The sequence below is a fragment of the Streptomyces coryli genome (assembly GCF_011044975.1).
In the GTDB taxonomy this organism is placed as follows: domain Bacteria; phylum Actinomycetota; class Actinomycetes; order Streptomycetales; family Streptomycetaceae; genus Streptomyces; species Streptomyces coryli.
In genome coordinates, this window is the sequence record NZ_JAAKZV010000062.1 from 1 (window position 1) to 14,444 (window position 14,444).

General features: G+C 70.6%; 13 protein-coding genes and 1 pseudogene. 8 read left to right on the forward strand and 6 right to left on the reverse strand.

Going from position 1 to position 14,444, the window contains the following annotated elements:
- Positions 1-29: 29 nt before the first annotated feature.
- Positions 30-310 (reverse strand): annotated as a pseudogene (locus G5C51_RS43050) (nuclear transport factor 2-like protein).
- 64 nt (positions 311-374) lie between these two features.
- Between G5C51_RS43050 and G5C51_RS16145 the strand changes: the two are divergent.
- On the forward strand, positions 375-824 hold the full coding sequence (locus G5C51_RS16145; protein ID WP_338118167.1) for an NUDIX hydrolase: 450 nt from the start codon (positions 375-377) through the stop codon (positions 822-824).
- Between the two features lie 98 nt (positions 825-922).
- On the opposite strand, the gene G5C51_RS16150 is transcribed toward G5C51_RS16145, so the two are convergent.
- From G5C51_RS16150 to pdhA, 3 genes are read right to left on the reverse strand one after another with little or no spacing between them, the layout of a single operon-like run.
- Positions 923-2,317, reverse strand: coding sequence for a dihydrolipoamide acetyltransferase family protein (locus G5C51_RS16150; protein ID WP_165237836.1), 1,395 nt, complete (start codon positions 2,315-2,317; stop codon positions 923-925).
- The gene (locus G5C51_RS16155; protein WP_165237838.1) at positions 2,317-3,375 is read right to left on the reverse strand and encodes an alpha-ketoacid dehydrogenase subunit beta; all 1,059 of its coding nucleotides are present in this window, start codon (positions 3,373-3,375) and stop codon (positions 2,317-2,319) included. The genes G5C51_RS16150 and G5C51_RS16155 overlap by 1 nt, the downstream gene beginning before the upstream one ends.
- Positions 3,372-4,529 (reverse strand): pyruvate dehydrogenase (acetyl-transferring) E1 component subunit alpha, encoded by a 1,158-nt coding sequence (gene pdhA / locus G5C51_RS16160; RefSeq protein ID WP_165237840.1) that lies wholly within the window; start codon positions 4,527-4,529, stop codon positions 3,372-3,374. Before pdhA ends, G5C51_RS16155 begins: the two co-directional genes overlap by 4 nt.
- A gap of 146 nt (positions 4,530-4,675) precedes the next feature.
- Between pdhA and G5C51_RS16165 the strand changes: the two genes are divergently transcribed.
- The 6 genes from G5C51_RS16165 to G5C51_RS16190 all read left to right on the forward strand — a co-directional run bounded on the left by G5C51_RS16165 (position 4,676) and on the right by G5C51_RS16190 (position 10,750).
- Positions 4,676-5,209, forward strand: a complete 534-nt coding sequence (locus tag G5C51_RS16165; protein ID WP_420824822.1) for an Lrp/AsnC family transcriptional regulator — start codon at positions 4,676-4,678, stop codon at positions 5,207-5,209.
- The gene (locus tag G5C51_RS16170; protein ID WP_165237842.1) at positions 5,209-5,604 is read left to right on the forward strand and encodes a VOC family protein; all 396 of its coding nucleotides are present in this window, start codon (positions 5,209-5,211) and stop codon (positions 5,602-5,604) included. Before G5C51_RS16165 ends, G5C51_RS16170 begins: the two co-directional genes overlap by 1 nt.
- A gap of 98 nt (positions 5,605-5,702) precedes the next feature.
- Positions 5,703-7,190, forward strand: coding sequence for a pyridoxal phosphate-dependent decarboxylase family protein (locus tag G5C51_RS16175; protein WP_165237844.1), 1,488 nt, complete (start codon positions 5,703-5,705; stop codon positions 7,188-7,190).
- Positions 7,159-8,448, forward strand: coding sequence for a lysine N(6)-hydroxylase/L-ornithine N(5)-oxygenase family protein (locus G5C51_RS16180; RefSeq protein WP_165237846.1), 1,290 nt, complete (start codon positions 7,159-7,161; stop codon positions 8,446-8,448). Before G5C51_RS16175 ends, G5C51_RS16180 begins: the two co-directional genes overlap by 32 nt.
- A complete protein-coding gene (locus G5C51_RS16185) occupies positions 8,445-8,993 on the forward strand; it encodes a GNAT family N-acetyltransferase (protein ID WP_165237848.1) in 549 nt (182 codons plus the stop codon). Before G5C51_RS16180 ends, G5C51_RS16185 begins: the two co-directional genes overlap by 4 nt.
- Complete coding sequence (locus G5C51_RS16190) at positions 8,990-10,750, forward strand: IucA/IucC family protein (RefSeq protein ID WP_240929700.1); 1,761 nt, start codon at positions 8,990-8,992, stop codon at positions 10,748-10,750. Before G5C51_RS16185 ends, G5C51_RS16190 begins: the two co-directional genes overlap by 4 nt.
- A 37-nt stretch (positions 10,751-10,787) precedes the next feature.
- Here G5C51_RS16190 and G5C51_RS16195 read toward each other — a convergent pair whose 3' ends face one another.
- Positions 10,788-11,381 (reverse strand): TetR/AcrR family transcriptional regulator, encoded by a 594-nt coding sequence (locus G5C51_RS16195; RefSeq protein WP_165237850.1) that lies wholly within the window; start codon positions 11,379-11,381, stop codon positions 10,788-10,790.
- Positions 11,382-11,489: 108 nt separating this feature from the next.
- Here G5C51_RS16195 and paaN point away from each other — a divergent pair, with 108 nt between their 5' ends.
- The gene (gene paaN, locus G5C51_RS16200; RefSeq protein WP_165237852.1) at positions 11,490-13,175 is read left to right on the forward strand and encodes a phenylacetic acid degradation protein PaaN; all 1,686 of its coding nucleotides are present in this window, start codon (positions 11,490-11,492) and stop codon (positions 13,173-13,175) included.
- 35 nt (positions 13,176-13,210) lie between these two features.
- Here paaN and mmsB read toward each other — a convergent pair whose 3' ends face one another.
- Positions 13,211-14,443, reverse strand: coding sequence for a multiple monosaccharide ABC transporter permease (gene mmsB, locus G5C51_RS16205; protein ID WP_165237854.1), 1,233 nt, complete (start codon positions 14,441-14,443; stop codon positions 13,211-13,213).
- Position 14,444: the final 1 nt, after the last annotated feature.

Sequence of the window (14,444 nt, forward strand, 5' to 3'; positions counted from 1 at the left end):
GTTGGGGGAAGGAGAGGTGGGCTCGGGGCTCAGGGGGTGGCGCATGCCTCGGCGATGGACAGGCTGTTCTCGTAGAGGTGGTGGCGGGTGATGCGGCCGTCCTCGACGATGAGGTGTCGATGGAGGCGCGTGCGGCCTCGGCCACCGTGTGCGCGGCCAGCTCCCTGACCTGGGCGGCGTATTCGGCCCCGGTGGAGTGCGGCCGGATCCATGGGACGACGGGATTCTCGGCAAGCAGCCAGTCGACGTGGTCCGCGAAGAGCTCCTCGAGCCGCTCGACATCCTGGACGACGTGACTCCTCAGGCCGATCTCGCTGACGCCGACTACGCTGCCGTAGTCACGAAGCCTGGTCGATTACGTCAGGGGTAACGGCGTGACTGCCTCGATGAACTGGCCGGTCTCGGTCAAGGCCGTGGCCCTGGATGCCCAAGAGCGCGTGCTCCTGCTGCAGAACGAACGGGAGGAATGGGAGCTACCCGGCGGCCGTCTGGAGCCCTCCGACCCCACCCCAGAAGCCGCCCTGGAACGCGAGCTGCAGGAGGAGACCGGCTGGACCGTCAAAGCCGGCCCACTGCTGGACGTGTGGCTCTACCAGCCCTTGCCGCACGCGCTTCCCGACCGCCGCGTGCTCATCGTCACCTATGGGTGCGTCGCGCTCACCCCCGAGGCGACACCCGTAATCAGCCACGAACACAAGCAGATCGGCCTCTTCACGCCCGAGGAGGTGGCCACCCTCCGCCTGCCAGACGGCTACAAACGCTCAATCGCCACCTGGTGCCACCCGGCAGCGGAACGTGCCCAGCCGCCCCCACTCCCCCCGTAGAAAGCCTCCCGTTTCCCGCACCGGGCCAGGCGCAGGACGGCGACGCGGCCGTCACCATCCGATGCCAAGCCATCCGCCGCCGCCCCGACCCGAAGGCGTCACAACTCCCGCAACAACACCGCCGGCTGCTCCACACAATCAGCCACAAACCGCAAGAAGGAGCCCGCCGTCCCCCCATCACACACCCGGTGATCAAAGCTGAACGACAGCTGCACCACATGCCGCACCGCCAGCTCACCCCCATGCACCCACGGCTTCTCGACTATCCGGCCGACGCCGAGCATCCCCGCCTCGGGATGATTGAGGATCGGCGTGGAGCCGTCGACGCCGAAGACGCCGTAGTTGTTCAGCGTGAAGGTGCCTCCCGTGAGGTCCGAGGGAGAGAGCCGCCCGGCGCGCGCCGCCTCCGTCAGGCGGGCGAGTTCGGCGCTGAGTTGGGCGGCGCTGAGGGTGTGCGCGTCCCGTACCACCGGCACGATGAGCCCGCGGTCGGTCTGCGCCGCGAAGCCGAGGTGTACGGCCGGGAGCCGGACTATCTCGCGGGCCTCGGCGTCCACCGTGGCGTTCAGCTCCGGATGGCGGGCGAGCGCGGCGGTGGTGATCCGGCCGAGCAGCGCGAGCAGCGACACCTTCTCGCCGCCGGCGGCGTTCATCGCCCGGCGCGCGGCGAGCAGTTCGGTGGCATCGGCGTCCACCCAGCAAGTGGCATCGGGGATCTCGCGCCGACTGCGGCTGAGTTTGTCGGCAGTCGCACCGCGGATGCCGCGAAGCGGTATGCGCTCCTCGGCAAGCTGCGGTTGCCGCCGCGCTACGGAGGCAGCATCCGGCACGGAGGCAGCATGCCGCACGTGACCAACCTGCTCAGCCGCAGCGGACACCGCCCGCTCCACATCGGCACGGAGTATGAGCCCACCCGGCCCGGAGCCCACCATCGCGGCAAGATCCAGCCCATGCTCGCGGGCCAACCGCCGCACGAGCGGCGAGATGACAGGGATAGGCCCAACAGCCCTGCCACTACGGTCGGCGCCCGCGTCCCGTACAGGCGTCACCGGGCGAGGAGGCGCGTCCACTCCTGACGCCTCACCACCCGCCCGCACCCCCGGCATCGCGGCACCATTCCGTCGCCGACGCCGCCCCGCAGGAGCGCTCGTGCCATAGCCCACGAGCACATTCCCCGAGCCCTCATCCTCCGCGGCAGCCACCGCAGCCGCCCCGGCGGCAGACCCACTAGACCCGACAGGCCCATCACCAGCCACCGCCACCGAAACCAACGGCGCCCCCACCGGCACCTCCGTCCCCGGCTCCCCATGCGTCGCCGTAACAACGCCCGCATACGGGCAAGGGACCTCCACCGCCGCCTTGGCGGTCTCGACTTCCACCACCACCTGGTCGACCGCGACCGCATCCCCCGCCGACACCAGCCACCGAATAATCTCGGCCTCCGTCAGCCCCTCACCGAGGTCCGGCAGCGCGAACTCCCGTACCTCCGCCATCAGTCACTCCCCCCAGCCGGCCCCGCCACATACCCCGACTCCCACTGCAACCGAGCCACCGCATCCAATACCCGGTCCACCCCGGGCAAGTGATGCTCCTCCAGCATCGGCGGCGGATACGGGATATCGAACCCCGCCACCCGCAACACCGGCGCCTCCAGATGATGGAAGCAACGCTCCGTAATCCGCGCCGCTATCTCCCCGCCCGGACCACCAAAGCCAGGCGCCTCGTGCACCACCACCGCACGCCCCGTGCGCCGCACGGACGCGGCCACGGTCTCCTCGTCGAAAGGCACCAGCGACCGCAGGTCCACGACCTCCAGGTCCCAGCCCTCCTCCTTCGCCGCCTCGGCCGCCTGCAGGCACACCGGGACCGACGGGCCGTACGTCACCAGCGTCGCCGACGTCCCCTGCCGGCGGATCGCCGCCTTGCCGGGCGGGGGCACCGTCTCCGGGGAGGCCGCCGACCAGTCGGCCTTCGACCAGTACAGCCGCTTGGGCTCCAGGAAGACCACCGGGTCGTCGGAGGCGATCGCCGCCCGCAGCATGCCGTAGGCGTCCGCGACCGTGGCCGGGGTGAAGACGTGCAGGCCGGGCGTCGCGATGTAGTACGCCTCGGAGGAGTCGCTGTGGTGCTCGACGCCGCCGATGCCGCCGCCGTACGGGATCCGGATGGTGATCGGCAGCGGCATGGCGCCGCGCGTGCGGTTGCGCATCCGCGACACATGGCTGATCAGCTGCTCGAACGCCGGGTAGGCGAAGGCGTCGAACTGCATCTCCACCACCGGCCGCAGCCCGTACATCGCCATGCCGACGGCCGCGCCGAGTATCCCGGCCTCCGCCAGTGGCGTGTCCGTGCAGCGGTCCTCGCCGAACTCCTTCGCCAGCCCGTCCGTGATCCGGAAGACGCCGCCGAGCGTGCCGACGTCCTCGCCCATCACATGCACCGACGGATCCGCCGCCATGGCATCGCGGAGCGCGCTGGTCAGCGCCTGCGCCATCGTGGCGGGCTTGCGCTTCTCCGCCGTGCCCGCCTTCGCCACCGTGGCCGTACTCATGCCTGCTCCCCCTCCGCCGCAGCCTGCGAGTCCTGCGCGGCCTGCAGCTCTTCCCGCAACTGCGCCCGCTGCTCGCGCAGCTGGGGCGTCGGCTCCGCGTATACGTGCTCGAAGAGCTCCATCGGGTCCAGCACCGCGTCCGCGTGCATCCGCTCGCGCATATCCGCCGCGAGCTTCTCCGCCGCCTCCGACGCCGCCTGCGCGGTCTCGTCGTCCAGCAGGCCGCGGGCCGTCAGCTCCTGCTCCACCAGGGCGATCGGGTCGTGGCCGCGCCACGTGGTGACCTCGTCGTCGGTGCGATAGCGGGTCGCGTCGTCGGCGTTGGTGTGGGCGTCCAGGCGGTACGTGATCGCCTCGATCAGCGTCGGGCCGTGGCCCGAGCGGGCCCGCTCGATCGCGCTGCCCAGGACCTCCAGCACCGCGGCCACGTCATTGCCGTCGACCAGGCGTCCCGGCATCCCGTAACCGACCGCCTTGTGCGCCAGGGACGGCGCCGCGGTCTGCTTCTCCAGCGGTACGGATATCGCGAAGCCGTTGTTCTGGACGAAGAAGACGACCGGGGCCTGCCAGACGGCGGCGAAGTTCAGCGCCTCGTGGAAGTCGCCCTCGCTGGTGCCGCCGTCGCCGACCATGGCGAGGGCGACCACGTCGTCGCCCTTGAGGCGGGCGGCGTGCGCGAGGCCGACAGCATGCGGCAGCTGGGTGGCCAGCGGCGTGCAAAGGGGCGCTATCCGCGAGGTCTTGGGGTCGTACCCGCTGTGCCAGTCGCCGCGCAGCAGCGTCAGCGCCGCGACCGGGTCGAGGCCGCGGGCCACGGCGGCGAGGGTGTCGCGATAGCTCGGGAACAGCCAGTCCTGCTCCGCGAGCACGCGGGCGGCGGCGATCTCGCAGGCCTCCTGCCCGGTGGTGGAAGGATAGACGGCGAGGCGGCCCTGGCGGGTGAGCGCGGTGGCCTGTTCGTTGTACCGCCGGCCGCGGATCAGGTCGACATGCAGCTCCTTGAGCAGGTCCGCGTCGACCGACGCGGCCGCCGGGGTGCCGAGCACGCGATACGGCTCGGCGTCGGGCAGCAGCGGGCCCGGGTCCATGCGCGGCTGCCAGGCCGGGGGCGGGGCCGGGTGATACGCGCGGCCGTGAGCGGCGAGGACCGTCATGACGTCCACCTCCTTGTGGGTCTCCTCACCTACCGATTGTTCGGTCGAGGGCACATTTTGGCTACCGTCACCGATGGCCTGTGGACAAACGGTTCTCCACAGACTGGAATGGATGCCGGACGTCCATGCAGGGGAGGTGGTAAAGCGTGGCCGACGAACAGATGGCAGAACTCCCGGCCGACCGGCCACAACCCGCGCCGCAGCCCGGACCACAACCCGGACCGCACCCCCGCCCACCGCGCCCGCTGGACGACATCGACCGCGCGATCATCCGCCTGCTCCGCGCCGACGGCCGCGCCTCGATCCGCTCGGTCGCCGAGCAGGTCCACGTCTCGCGCGCAAACGCCTACGCCCGGATCAACAGACTCCTCGACGACGGCGTGATCCGCGGCTTCACCGCCCGCGTCGACCAGGAGCGGGCGGGCCAGGGCACATCCGCGTACATAACTCTCAAAATCGTGCAGAACACCTGGCGCTCGGTCCGCGAGCAGCTCGAGCGGCTGCCCGGCGCCGCCCACATCGCCCTCGTCGGCGGCGACTTCGACGTGCTGCTGCTGGTCCACACCTCCGACAACCGCGCCCTGCGTGACCTGGTCCTCACCAGAATCCAGGCCATCCCGGAGGTGCTGTCGACCCGTACGCTGCTGGTCTTCGAGGAAACAGATCTACAGGAGAACTGATGACAGAAGACCGCTGGCCGTTCATCCACCACATCGGCGTCTTCGTCTCGGACTACGACGCGAGCCTGCGCTTCTACTCGGCGGCCCTGGAGCCGCTGGGCGTCATCGCCGCCGGCGAGGCCGAGGGCGGCGTGGAGTTCTGGGAGAAGGACCGGGACACCCCGTCCATCGGCATCGCCCCGGTGCAGGGCGACGACCCGGTCACCCGCGGGGTGCACATCGGCTTCACCGCCGCCGACCGGGCGGCCGTGGACGCTTTTTACGAGGCGGCGCTGGCGGCGGGCGGCGTATCGCGGCACGCGCCGCGGCTGTGGCCCGACTACCGCGCCTACTGCGCTTTCGTGAGCGACCCCGACGGCAACAACATCGAGGCGCTGCACAAGGAGACGACCTAGGCCAGGTAAGGAGACGGCCCAGGCCGGTTGAAGTAGGACGGGTTACTAAGGTTAGGCTTACCTAAGTAACCCGCCCTACGTCGTGAGGACACGCCTCCATGAGGTCCCCCCACCTGCTCAACGACCGAACTGCCGAGGACTACCGCCGTACGGTCTCCGCAGGCGTCGAGCGCGTCGCCGCCCGACTGGCCCATGTCGACCGCCCGTTCACCGGAGTCTCGCCCCCAGATCTCGCCCCGCTGGTCGACGCCGTCGACCTGGAGCGGCCGCTGCCCGACGCCGCCGACGCGCTCGCCGAGCTGGACCGGCTCTATCTGCGCGACGCCGTCTACTTCCACCACCCCCGCTACCTCGCCCACCTCAACTGCCCGGTCGTCATCCCGGCCGTCCTCGGCGAGGCCGTGCTCTCCGCCGTCAACTCCTCCCTCGACACATGGGACCAGAGCGCCGGCGGCACCCTCATCGAGCGCCGCCTGATCGACTGGACCGCCGAGCGGATCGGCCTCGGCCCCGGCGCCGACGGCGTCTTCACCTCCGGCGGCTCCCAGTCCAACCTCCAGGCCCTGCTGCTCGCCCGCGACGAGGCCTGCGACGCGGTCCGTAAGGAAGAAGGCGCCGAGCTGCGCACCGCCGAGATCCTGCCCCGGCTGCGCATCCTCGCCTCCGCGGACGGCCACTTCTCCGTACGCAAAGCCGCCGCCGTCCTCGGCCTCGGCTACGAGGCGGTGATCCAGGTGCCGTGCGACGAGCACCGGCGGATGCAGCCCGCGGCGCTCGCCGCCGAACTGGCCCGGCTGCAGCGCGAGGGCCTGGTGCCGATGGCCGTCGCCGCCACCGCCGGCACCACCGACTTCGGCAGCATCGACCCGCTGCCGCAGATCGCCGGGCTCTGCGCCGGGTACGGCGTCTGGCTGCACGTGGACGCCGCGTACGGCTGCGGGCTGCTGGTCTCGGACCGGCGCCGGCACCTCCTGGACGGCATCGAACGGGCCGACTCGGTGACCGTCGACTACCACAAGTCCTTCTTCCAGCCGGTCAGTTCGTCCGCCGTCCTGGTCCGCGACCGGGCCACCCTGCGGCACGCTACGTACCACGCGGACTACCTCAATCCGGAGCGGATGGCCGCCGAGCAGATCCCCAATCAGGTCGACAAATCGCTCCAGACCACCCGCCGCTTCGACGCGCTCAAGCTCTGGCTGACGCTGCGCATCATGGGCGCCGACGGCATCGGCGAGCTCTTCGACGAGGTCTGCGACCGCGCCGCCCACGGCTGGCGGCTGCTGGCGTCCGACCCGCGCTTCGAGGTCGTCGTCGAGCCGCAGCTCTCCACCCTCGTCTTCCGTTACGTGCCCGAGGACGAGGCCGCGCCCCCCGAACTCGCCGACGCCGCCAATCTGCACGCCCGGCAGGCGCTCGCCGCCGCCGGCACCGCCGTCGTGGCCGGCACCAAGGTCGACGGCCGCGACCACCTGAAGTTCACCGTGCTCAACCCCGCGACCAGCCTCGACGACATCGCCGCCGTCCTGGACCTGATCGCCGAGCACGCCTCCGCCTATGTGGGAGAAGCCCTTGTCCGCGCAGCCTGAGCCCCGGATCCACGACTTCGTCGCCATCGGCCTGGGCCCCTTCAACCTGGGCCTGGCCTGCCTGACCGCCCCGCTGGACGACCTCGACGGCGTCTTCCTGGAGCGCAAGCCGGACTTCGACTGGCACTCCGGGATGTTCATCGAGGGCAGCCATCTGCAGACGCCGTTCATGTCGGACCTGGTCACCCTCGCCGACCCGACGTCGCCGTACAGCTTCCTCAACTACCTCAAGCAGACCGGCCGGCTCTATCCCTTCTACATCCGGGAGAGCTTCTATCCGCTGCGCGAGGAGTACAACGACTACTGCCGCTGGGCCGCCGCCCAGCTGCCGAACATCCGCTTCGGCCAGGAGGTGGCGTCGGTCTCGTACGACGAACGTGTCTACTCCGTCCGTACTCAGGATGCGGTGCACCGGGGCCGGCGGCTCGTTCTCGGCACCGGCACCCCGCCATACATCCCGGAGCCCTGCCGCGGCCTCGGCGGCGATCTGCTCCACAACGGCCGCTATCTGCACCACAAGGAGGCGCTGCAGGCCAAGGAGTCGATCACGATCGTCGGCAGCGGGCAGAGCGCCGCCGAGATCTATTACGACCTGCTGCAGGACATCGACGGCCGCGGCTACCGGCTGAACTGGGTCACCCGCTCCCCGCGCTTCTTCCCGCTGGAGTACACCAAGCTGACGCTGGAGATGACCTCGCCGGAGTACATCGACTACTTCCACGCGCTGCCCGCGCCGGACCGCGAGCGGCTCGGTGCCGCGCAGAAGCAGCTCTACAAGGGCATCAACTCCGAGCTGATCGACGGCATCTTCGACCTGCTGTACGCGAAGTCCCGGCGCGGCCCGGTGCCGACCCGGCTGCTCACCAACACCGCGCTGGTCTCGGCGTCGTACGAGAACGGGGCCTACACGCTCGGGCTGCGGCACGAGGAGCAGGGCCGGGACTTCGAGCTGGCGACCGAGGGGCTCGTGCTGGCCACCGGATACAGCTATCAGGAGCCGGAGTTCCTGGCCGGGGTGCGGGACCGGATCGCGCGCGACGACCGCGGCCGCTTCGCCGTCTCCCGCGACTACGCCATCGACCGCGCCGGCTCGGAGATCTACGTGCAGAACGCCGAGCTGCACACCCACGGCTTCGCCGCCCCCGACCTCGGCATGGCCGCGTACCGGAACTCCTGCCTGATCCGGGAGCTCACCGGTCGCGAGGTCTATCCGATCGAGAAGTCCATCGCTTTCCAGGAGTTCGGAGCGCCGGCATGAATCTCTCCCTGCGCACCCTCGACCCCGCCGCCGACGCCGCGCTGCTGCACCGCTGGGTCACGCACCCCAAGGCCGCCTTCTGGCTGATGCAGGGGGCGAGTGTCGCGGACGTCGAGAAGGAGTACGCCCGCATCGCCGCCGACCCGTACCACGACGCCTTCGTCGGCCTCGCCGACGGCGAGCCCGCCTTCCTCGTCGAGCGCTACGACCCCGCGCACCGCGAGCTGGACGGTGTCTACGCGGCCGAACCGGGCGATACCGGCATGCACTTCCTCACCGCGCCCGCCGGCCGCCCGGTGCACGGCTTCACCCGGGCCGTGATCACGCACGTCATGGAGTGGCTCTTCGCCGACCCGGCGGTGCGCCGCGTCGTCGTCGAGCCCGATGCCCGTAACACCGCCGTGCACCGACTCAATGAGGCCGTCGGCTTCACCGTCGAGCGCACCGTCCGCCTGCCCGCCAAGGACGCGCTGCTGAGCTTCTGCACGCGGGAGCAGTTCGAGGCCGCCGCCACCGGCCCCGCCGTACGAGGAGCAATACGTTGAGCACCGATCACCTCACCCCCGACCGCTGGGCCCGGGCGACGCGCGAGCTGCTCGCCAAGGCGCTCGGCGAGTTCGCCCATGAGCGGCTGCTGACGCCTATGGCGCTCGAAGACGGGGCGTACGAGATACGCGCCGCCGACGGCACCGCCTACCGCTTCACCGCCCGCCGCCACGCCCTGGACCACTGGCGCGTCGACCCCGCGTCCGTGACCCGCCTCCGGGACGGCGCCGAACTGCCGCTGGACGCCCTGGCGTTCTTCACCGAGCTCCGCGACGAGCTGGGGCTGAGCGATACGGTCCTCCCGGTCTATCTGGAGGAGGTCACCTCCACGCTCGCCAGCGCGGCGTACAAGCTGGCCAAGCCGGAGCTGACCGCGGCGGAGCTGGCCGCCGCCGGCTTCCAGGAGATCGAGGCCGGCATGACCGAGGGCCATCCCTGCTTCGTCGCCACCAACGGCCGGCTCGGTCTCGGCGTCGCCGACTTCCGGGCCTACGCGCCCGAGACCGGGTCGCCCGTCCGCCTGATCTGGCTCGCCGCCCACCGCGACCGCGCCGCCTTCGCGCACACCGCCGGGCTCGACCACGACACGCTCATGCGCGCCGAGCTGGGCGCGGCGGCTCTGGCCCGCTTCGACGAGCGGCTGCGGGCGCTCGGCCTGGATCCGGCGGACTACCTGCTGCTGCCTGTGCACCCCTGGCAGTGGGAGCACAAGCTCGCGGTCACCTTCGCCGGGGAGGTCGCCGCGCGGCGTCTGGTGTACCTCGGCGAGAGCGAGGACGCGTACCAGGCGCAGCAGTCGATCCGCACCTTCTTCAACACCAGCCGCCCGGACCGGCATTACGTGAAGACCGCGCTCTCCGTCCTCAACATGGGCTTCATGCGCGGCCTGTCCGCCGCCTATATGGAGGCGACCCCGGCCATCAACGACTGGCTCGCCGGTGTGGTCGAGAAGGACGAGGTGCTGCGGGCCACCGGGCTGGAGATCATCCGCGAGCGGGCGGCGATCGGCTACCGGCACGCGGGGTACGAGGCGGCCACGGCCAAGGGCTCCCCGTATCGCAAGATGCTCGCCGCGCTGTGGCGGGAGAGCCCGGTGCCGGGGCTCGCGCCCGGCGAACGGCTGTCCACCATGGCGGCGCTGCTGCACACCGACCGGTCGCAGCGGCCGCTGGCGGCCGAGCTGATCGCGGGCTCCGGGCTGGAGCCGCGGGCGTGGCTGCGGCGCTATCTGGATGCCTATCTCGTGCCGCTGCTGCACTGCTTCTACGCGTACGGCCTGGTGTTCATGCCGCACGGCGAGAACGTGATCCTGGTCCTGGACGAGGACGGGGCGGTGCGGCGCGCGCTCTTCAAGGACATCGCCGAGGAGATCGCGGTGATGGATCCGGATCTGCCGCTGCCGCCGGAGGTGGAGCGCATCCGGGCCGAGGTGCCGGAGGAGATGCAGCTGCTGTCGGTCTTCACCGATGTCTTCGACTGCTTCTTCCGCTTCCTCGCACCGCTGCTGGATGAGGCGGGTGTGCTGGACGCCGGGGACTTCTGGGCGGAGGTCGCGGCGTGTGCGCGCGATTACCAGGACGCCCATCCGGAGCTGCGGGAGCGGTTCGCGCGGCATGACCTCTTCGCGGCGGAGTTCCAGCTGTCCTGTCTGAACCGGCTGCAGCTGCGCAACAACGAGCAGATGGTCGATCTGGAGGATCCGGCCGGGGCGCTCCAGATGGCGGGGCGGCTGGTCAATCCGCTCGCCGGTCGGTAGCGCCCGGCGGGGCTTTGGCTTTCGCGGGGCGAGCGGGCTACGGCGTCCGCAGCCCCGCGAAAGCCATCCGCACCACGGACTCCGCGACCTCGCCGTTCGCGGCGGCGCCGTGTGCCTGGGGGCGGTACCACTCGGCGATGGAGTTGATCATGCCGAAGAGGAGGCGGGTGGCCAGGCGGACCTCCACGTCGGCGCGGATGTCGCCGTCGGCCGCCGCCTGCTTGAGGAGGTCGGCGACGCGGTGGTCGAACTCGCGGCGGCGCTCCATCGCCCAGCGCTCGGTGTCCGTATTGCCGCGGACCCGCAGGAGGAGGGTGACGTACGGCAGCTCCGCCATCAGCACCTCGGTGGTGCGGCGGGTGACGTATTCGAGGCGGTCGACCGCTTTGCCCTCTTTCGCGCCGTCCTCGTCCAGGACGCCGAAGAGGCCGTCGAGGGCGCGGCTTATGGCGCGGCGGAGCAGCTCTTCCTTGCTGCGTACGTGGTGGTAGATGGAGGACTTGGAGATGCCGGCGGCCTTCGACAGGTGCTCCATCGAGGTGCCGTCGTAGCCGCGCTCGATGAAGACGCCGACGGCTACGGCGAGGAGGGACTCGGGTGTGTAGGTGTCCCTCTTGGTGGTCCCGGTCAAGTTATCCACAGCCCCTCTTGTCCCGACCGATCATTCGGTTACTGTAATCGAGACCGCAGGCCACGCCCAGCTCAACGGTGAGCTGGCTGCCAGGAGGGGATGGTCCGCATGACCGCCGCGCTCAAGCCCGACATGCTGCAGACCCGGCATCGCGCCACGCTGGACCGCGCGCTGGAGGCGATTCGCACGCGGGAGTTCTGGTCCCCGCACCCCGAGCACCCGAAGGCGTACGGCGAGACCGCGGGCGCGGACGGCAAGGCCGCCTTCGAGGCGCTGCTCGGCGGCCGCTTCGAGCTCGACCAGCCGGGGACGGACGGCTATACGGGCCCGACCGAGACCTCGCCGTACGGGATCGAGCTGGGCGTCGACTATCCGCACGCCGATCCCGACGTGCTGCTCCCGGCCATGCGCGCGGCGATGCCCGCCTGGCGGGACGCCGGGCCCGAGACCCGGGCGCTGGTGTGTCTGGAGGTCCTGTCCCGGATCTCCGCGCGCACGCATGAGTTCGCGCATGCCGTCATGCACACCAGCGGGCAGGCCTTCATGATGGCGCTGCAGGCGGGCGGGCCGCATGCGCAGGACCGCGGGCTCGAGGCGGTGGCGTATGCCTATGCCGAACAGACCCGGGTGCCCGGGCAGGCCTCCTGGTCGAAGCCGCAGGGCAAGCGCGATCCGCTGGAGCTGTCCAAGTCCTTCACCGCGGTGCCGCGCGGCATCGGGCTGGTGGTGGGGTGCAACACCTTCCCGACCTGGAATGGCTATCCGGGGCTCTTCGCCTCGCTGGCCACGGGCAATGCGGTGCTGGTCAAGCCGCATCCGCGGGCGGTGCTGCCGCTGGCGATGACGGTCAAGGCCGCGCGTGAGGTGCTGACCGAGGCGGGCTTCGACCCGAATCTGATCGCGCTGGCCGCAGAGCGGCCGGGCGAGGGGCTCGCCAAGACCCTGGCCACCCGGCCCGAGGTGCGGATCATCGACTACACCGGATCGACCGCCTTCGGCGACTGGCTGGAGGCCAACGCCCGCCAGGCGCAGGTCTATACGGAGAAGGCCGGCGTGAACACGGTCGTCATCGACTCCACCGACGACTATGCGGGGATGCTGGGCAACCTCGCCTTCTCCCTCTCGCTCTACAGCGGCCAGATGTGCACCACTCCGCAGAACCTCCTCATCTCACGGGAGGGCATCGCCACCGACGCGGGCCACAAGGCGTACGACGATGTGGTGTCCGACCTCGCGGCCGCCGTCGGCAAGCTGCTCGGCGACGACGCACGGGCGGCGGCGCTGCTGGGGGCGCTCGTGAACCCCGGCGTGAAGGAGCGGCTGGAGGCCGCGCCCGGCCTCGGTGAAGTGGCGCTGGCCTCGCGGGCGGTGGCGCATCCGGAGTTCTCCGGGGCCACGGTCCGTACGCCGGTGATCGTCAAGCTCGACGGCGCCAAGCCGGACGCGGAAGCCGCGTATATGTCGGAGTGCTTCGGGCCGGTGGCGTTCGCGGTGGCCGTGGACTCGACGGCCGATGCGGTGGAGCTGCTGCGCCGGACGATCCGCGAAAAGGGCGCGATGACCGTCGGCGGCTACACCACCTCCCCCGAGGTGGAGCAGCAGATAGAGACGGCCTGCCTGGAAGAGCCGGCGCAGCTGTCGCTGAATCTGACGGGCGGGGTGTACGTGAACCAGACCGCGGCCTTCTCCGACTTCCACGGCTCGGGTGGCAACCCCGCCGCCAACGCGGCGCTGTGCGACCCGGCGTTCGTGGCCAACCGCTTCCGGACGGTGGAGGTCAGGCGACAGGCCTGACCTCCACCCCCGGGGCAGGCGGCGGGTGGTGAGGGCTACCTCCCCGCCCGCCGCTTGTTCCAGATGTCGAAGCCGACGGCCGCGAGCAGCACCAGGCCCTTGATGACCTGCTGGTAGTCGGTGCCGATGCCGACCAGCGACATGCCGTTGTTCAGGACGCCGAGGACCAGGCCGCCGATCACGGCGCCCATCACGGTGCCGACGCCGCCGCTCATCGACGCGCCGCCGATGAACGACGCGGCGATGGCCTCGAGTTCGAAGTTCAGGCCGGCCTGCGGGGTGCCCGCGTTCAGCCGGGCCGCGTAGACGCAGCCGGCGAGCGCGGCCAGGACGCCCATGTTGACGAAGACGAGGAAGGTGACGCGCTTGTCCTTGACGCCGGAGAGCTTCGCGGCCGCCTTGTTGCCGCCCATGGCGTACACATGCCGGCCGAGCACCGCGTTGCGCATGACGTAGCCGAGGGCGATCAGCAGGCCGCCCACGATCAGCATCACGACGGGCACGCCGTGGAAGCTGGCGAGGGTGAGCGTGAAGGCGACGACGGCGGCGGTGATCGCCACGCACTTGGCCACCCACAGCCCGGTGGGCAGGACCTCGAGCTCGTACTGGACCTGCCGCCGGCGGTCGCTCCACTCGCGCAGCAGCAGGAAGACGACCGCGATCGCGCCGAGCACCAGCGTGGGGTTGTGGTACTGGGTGTACGGGCCCATCTCCGGGATGAAGCCCTTGGCGATGTTCTGGAAGCCCTCGGGGAAGGGCGCGAGTGACTGGCCCTCCAGCACGATCTGGGTCAGTCCGCGGAAGAGCAGCATGCCGGCGAGCGTGACGATGAAGGAGGGGATGCCGACATAGGCGATGAAGAAGCCCTGCCAGGCGCCGGCCACGGCGCCGATCAGCAGTGACAGCACCAGGGCGAGGACCCAAGGCATGTCGTGTTTGACCATCATCACCGCCGACATGGCGCCGACGAAGGCGACCAACGAGCCGACGGACAGGTCGATATGGCCGGCGATGATGACGATCATCATGCCCATGGCCAGGATGAGGATGTAGCCGTTCTGCTGGATCAGGTTGGAGACGTTGTTCGGCAGCAGCAGCGAGCCGTCGGTCCAGATCTGGAACAGCACGACGATGAAGGCCAGCGCGATCAGCATGCCGTACTGGCGCATGTTGGCGCGCATGCCGCGCAGCAGCACCGCGCCGGCCGAGTGCTCGCCGGCTGCGGGAGCGGGCGGAGTGTCCTTGGGGGAGGTGGTCGTGGTCGTCATG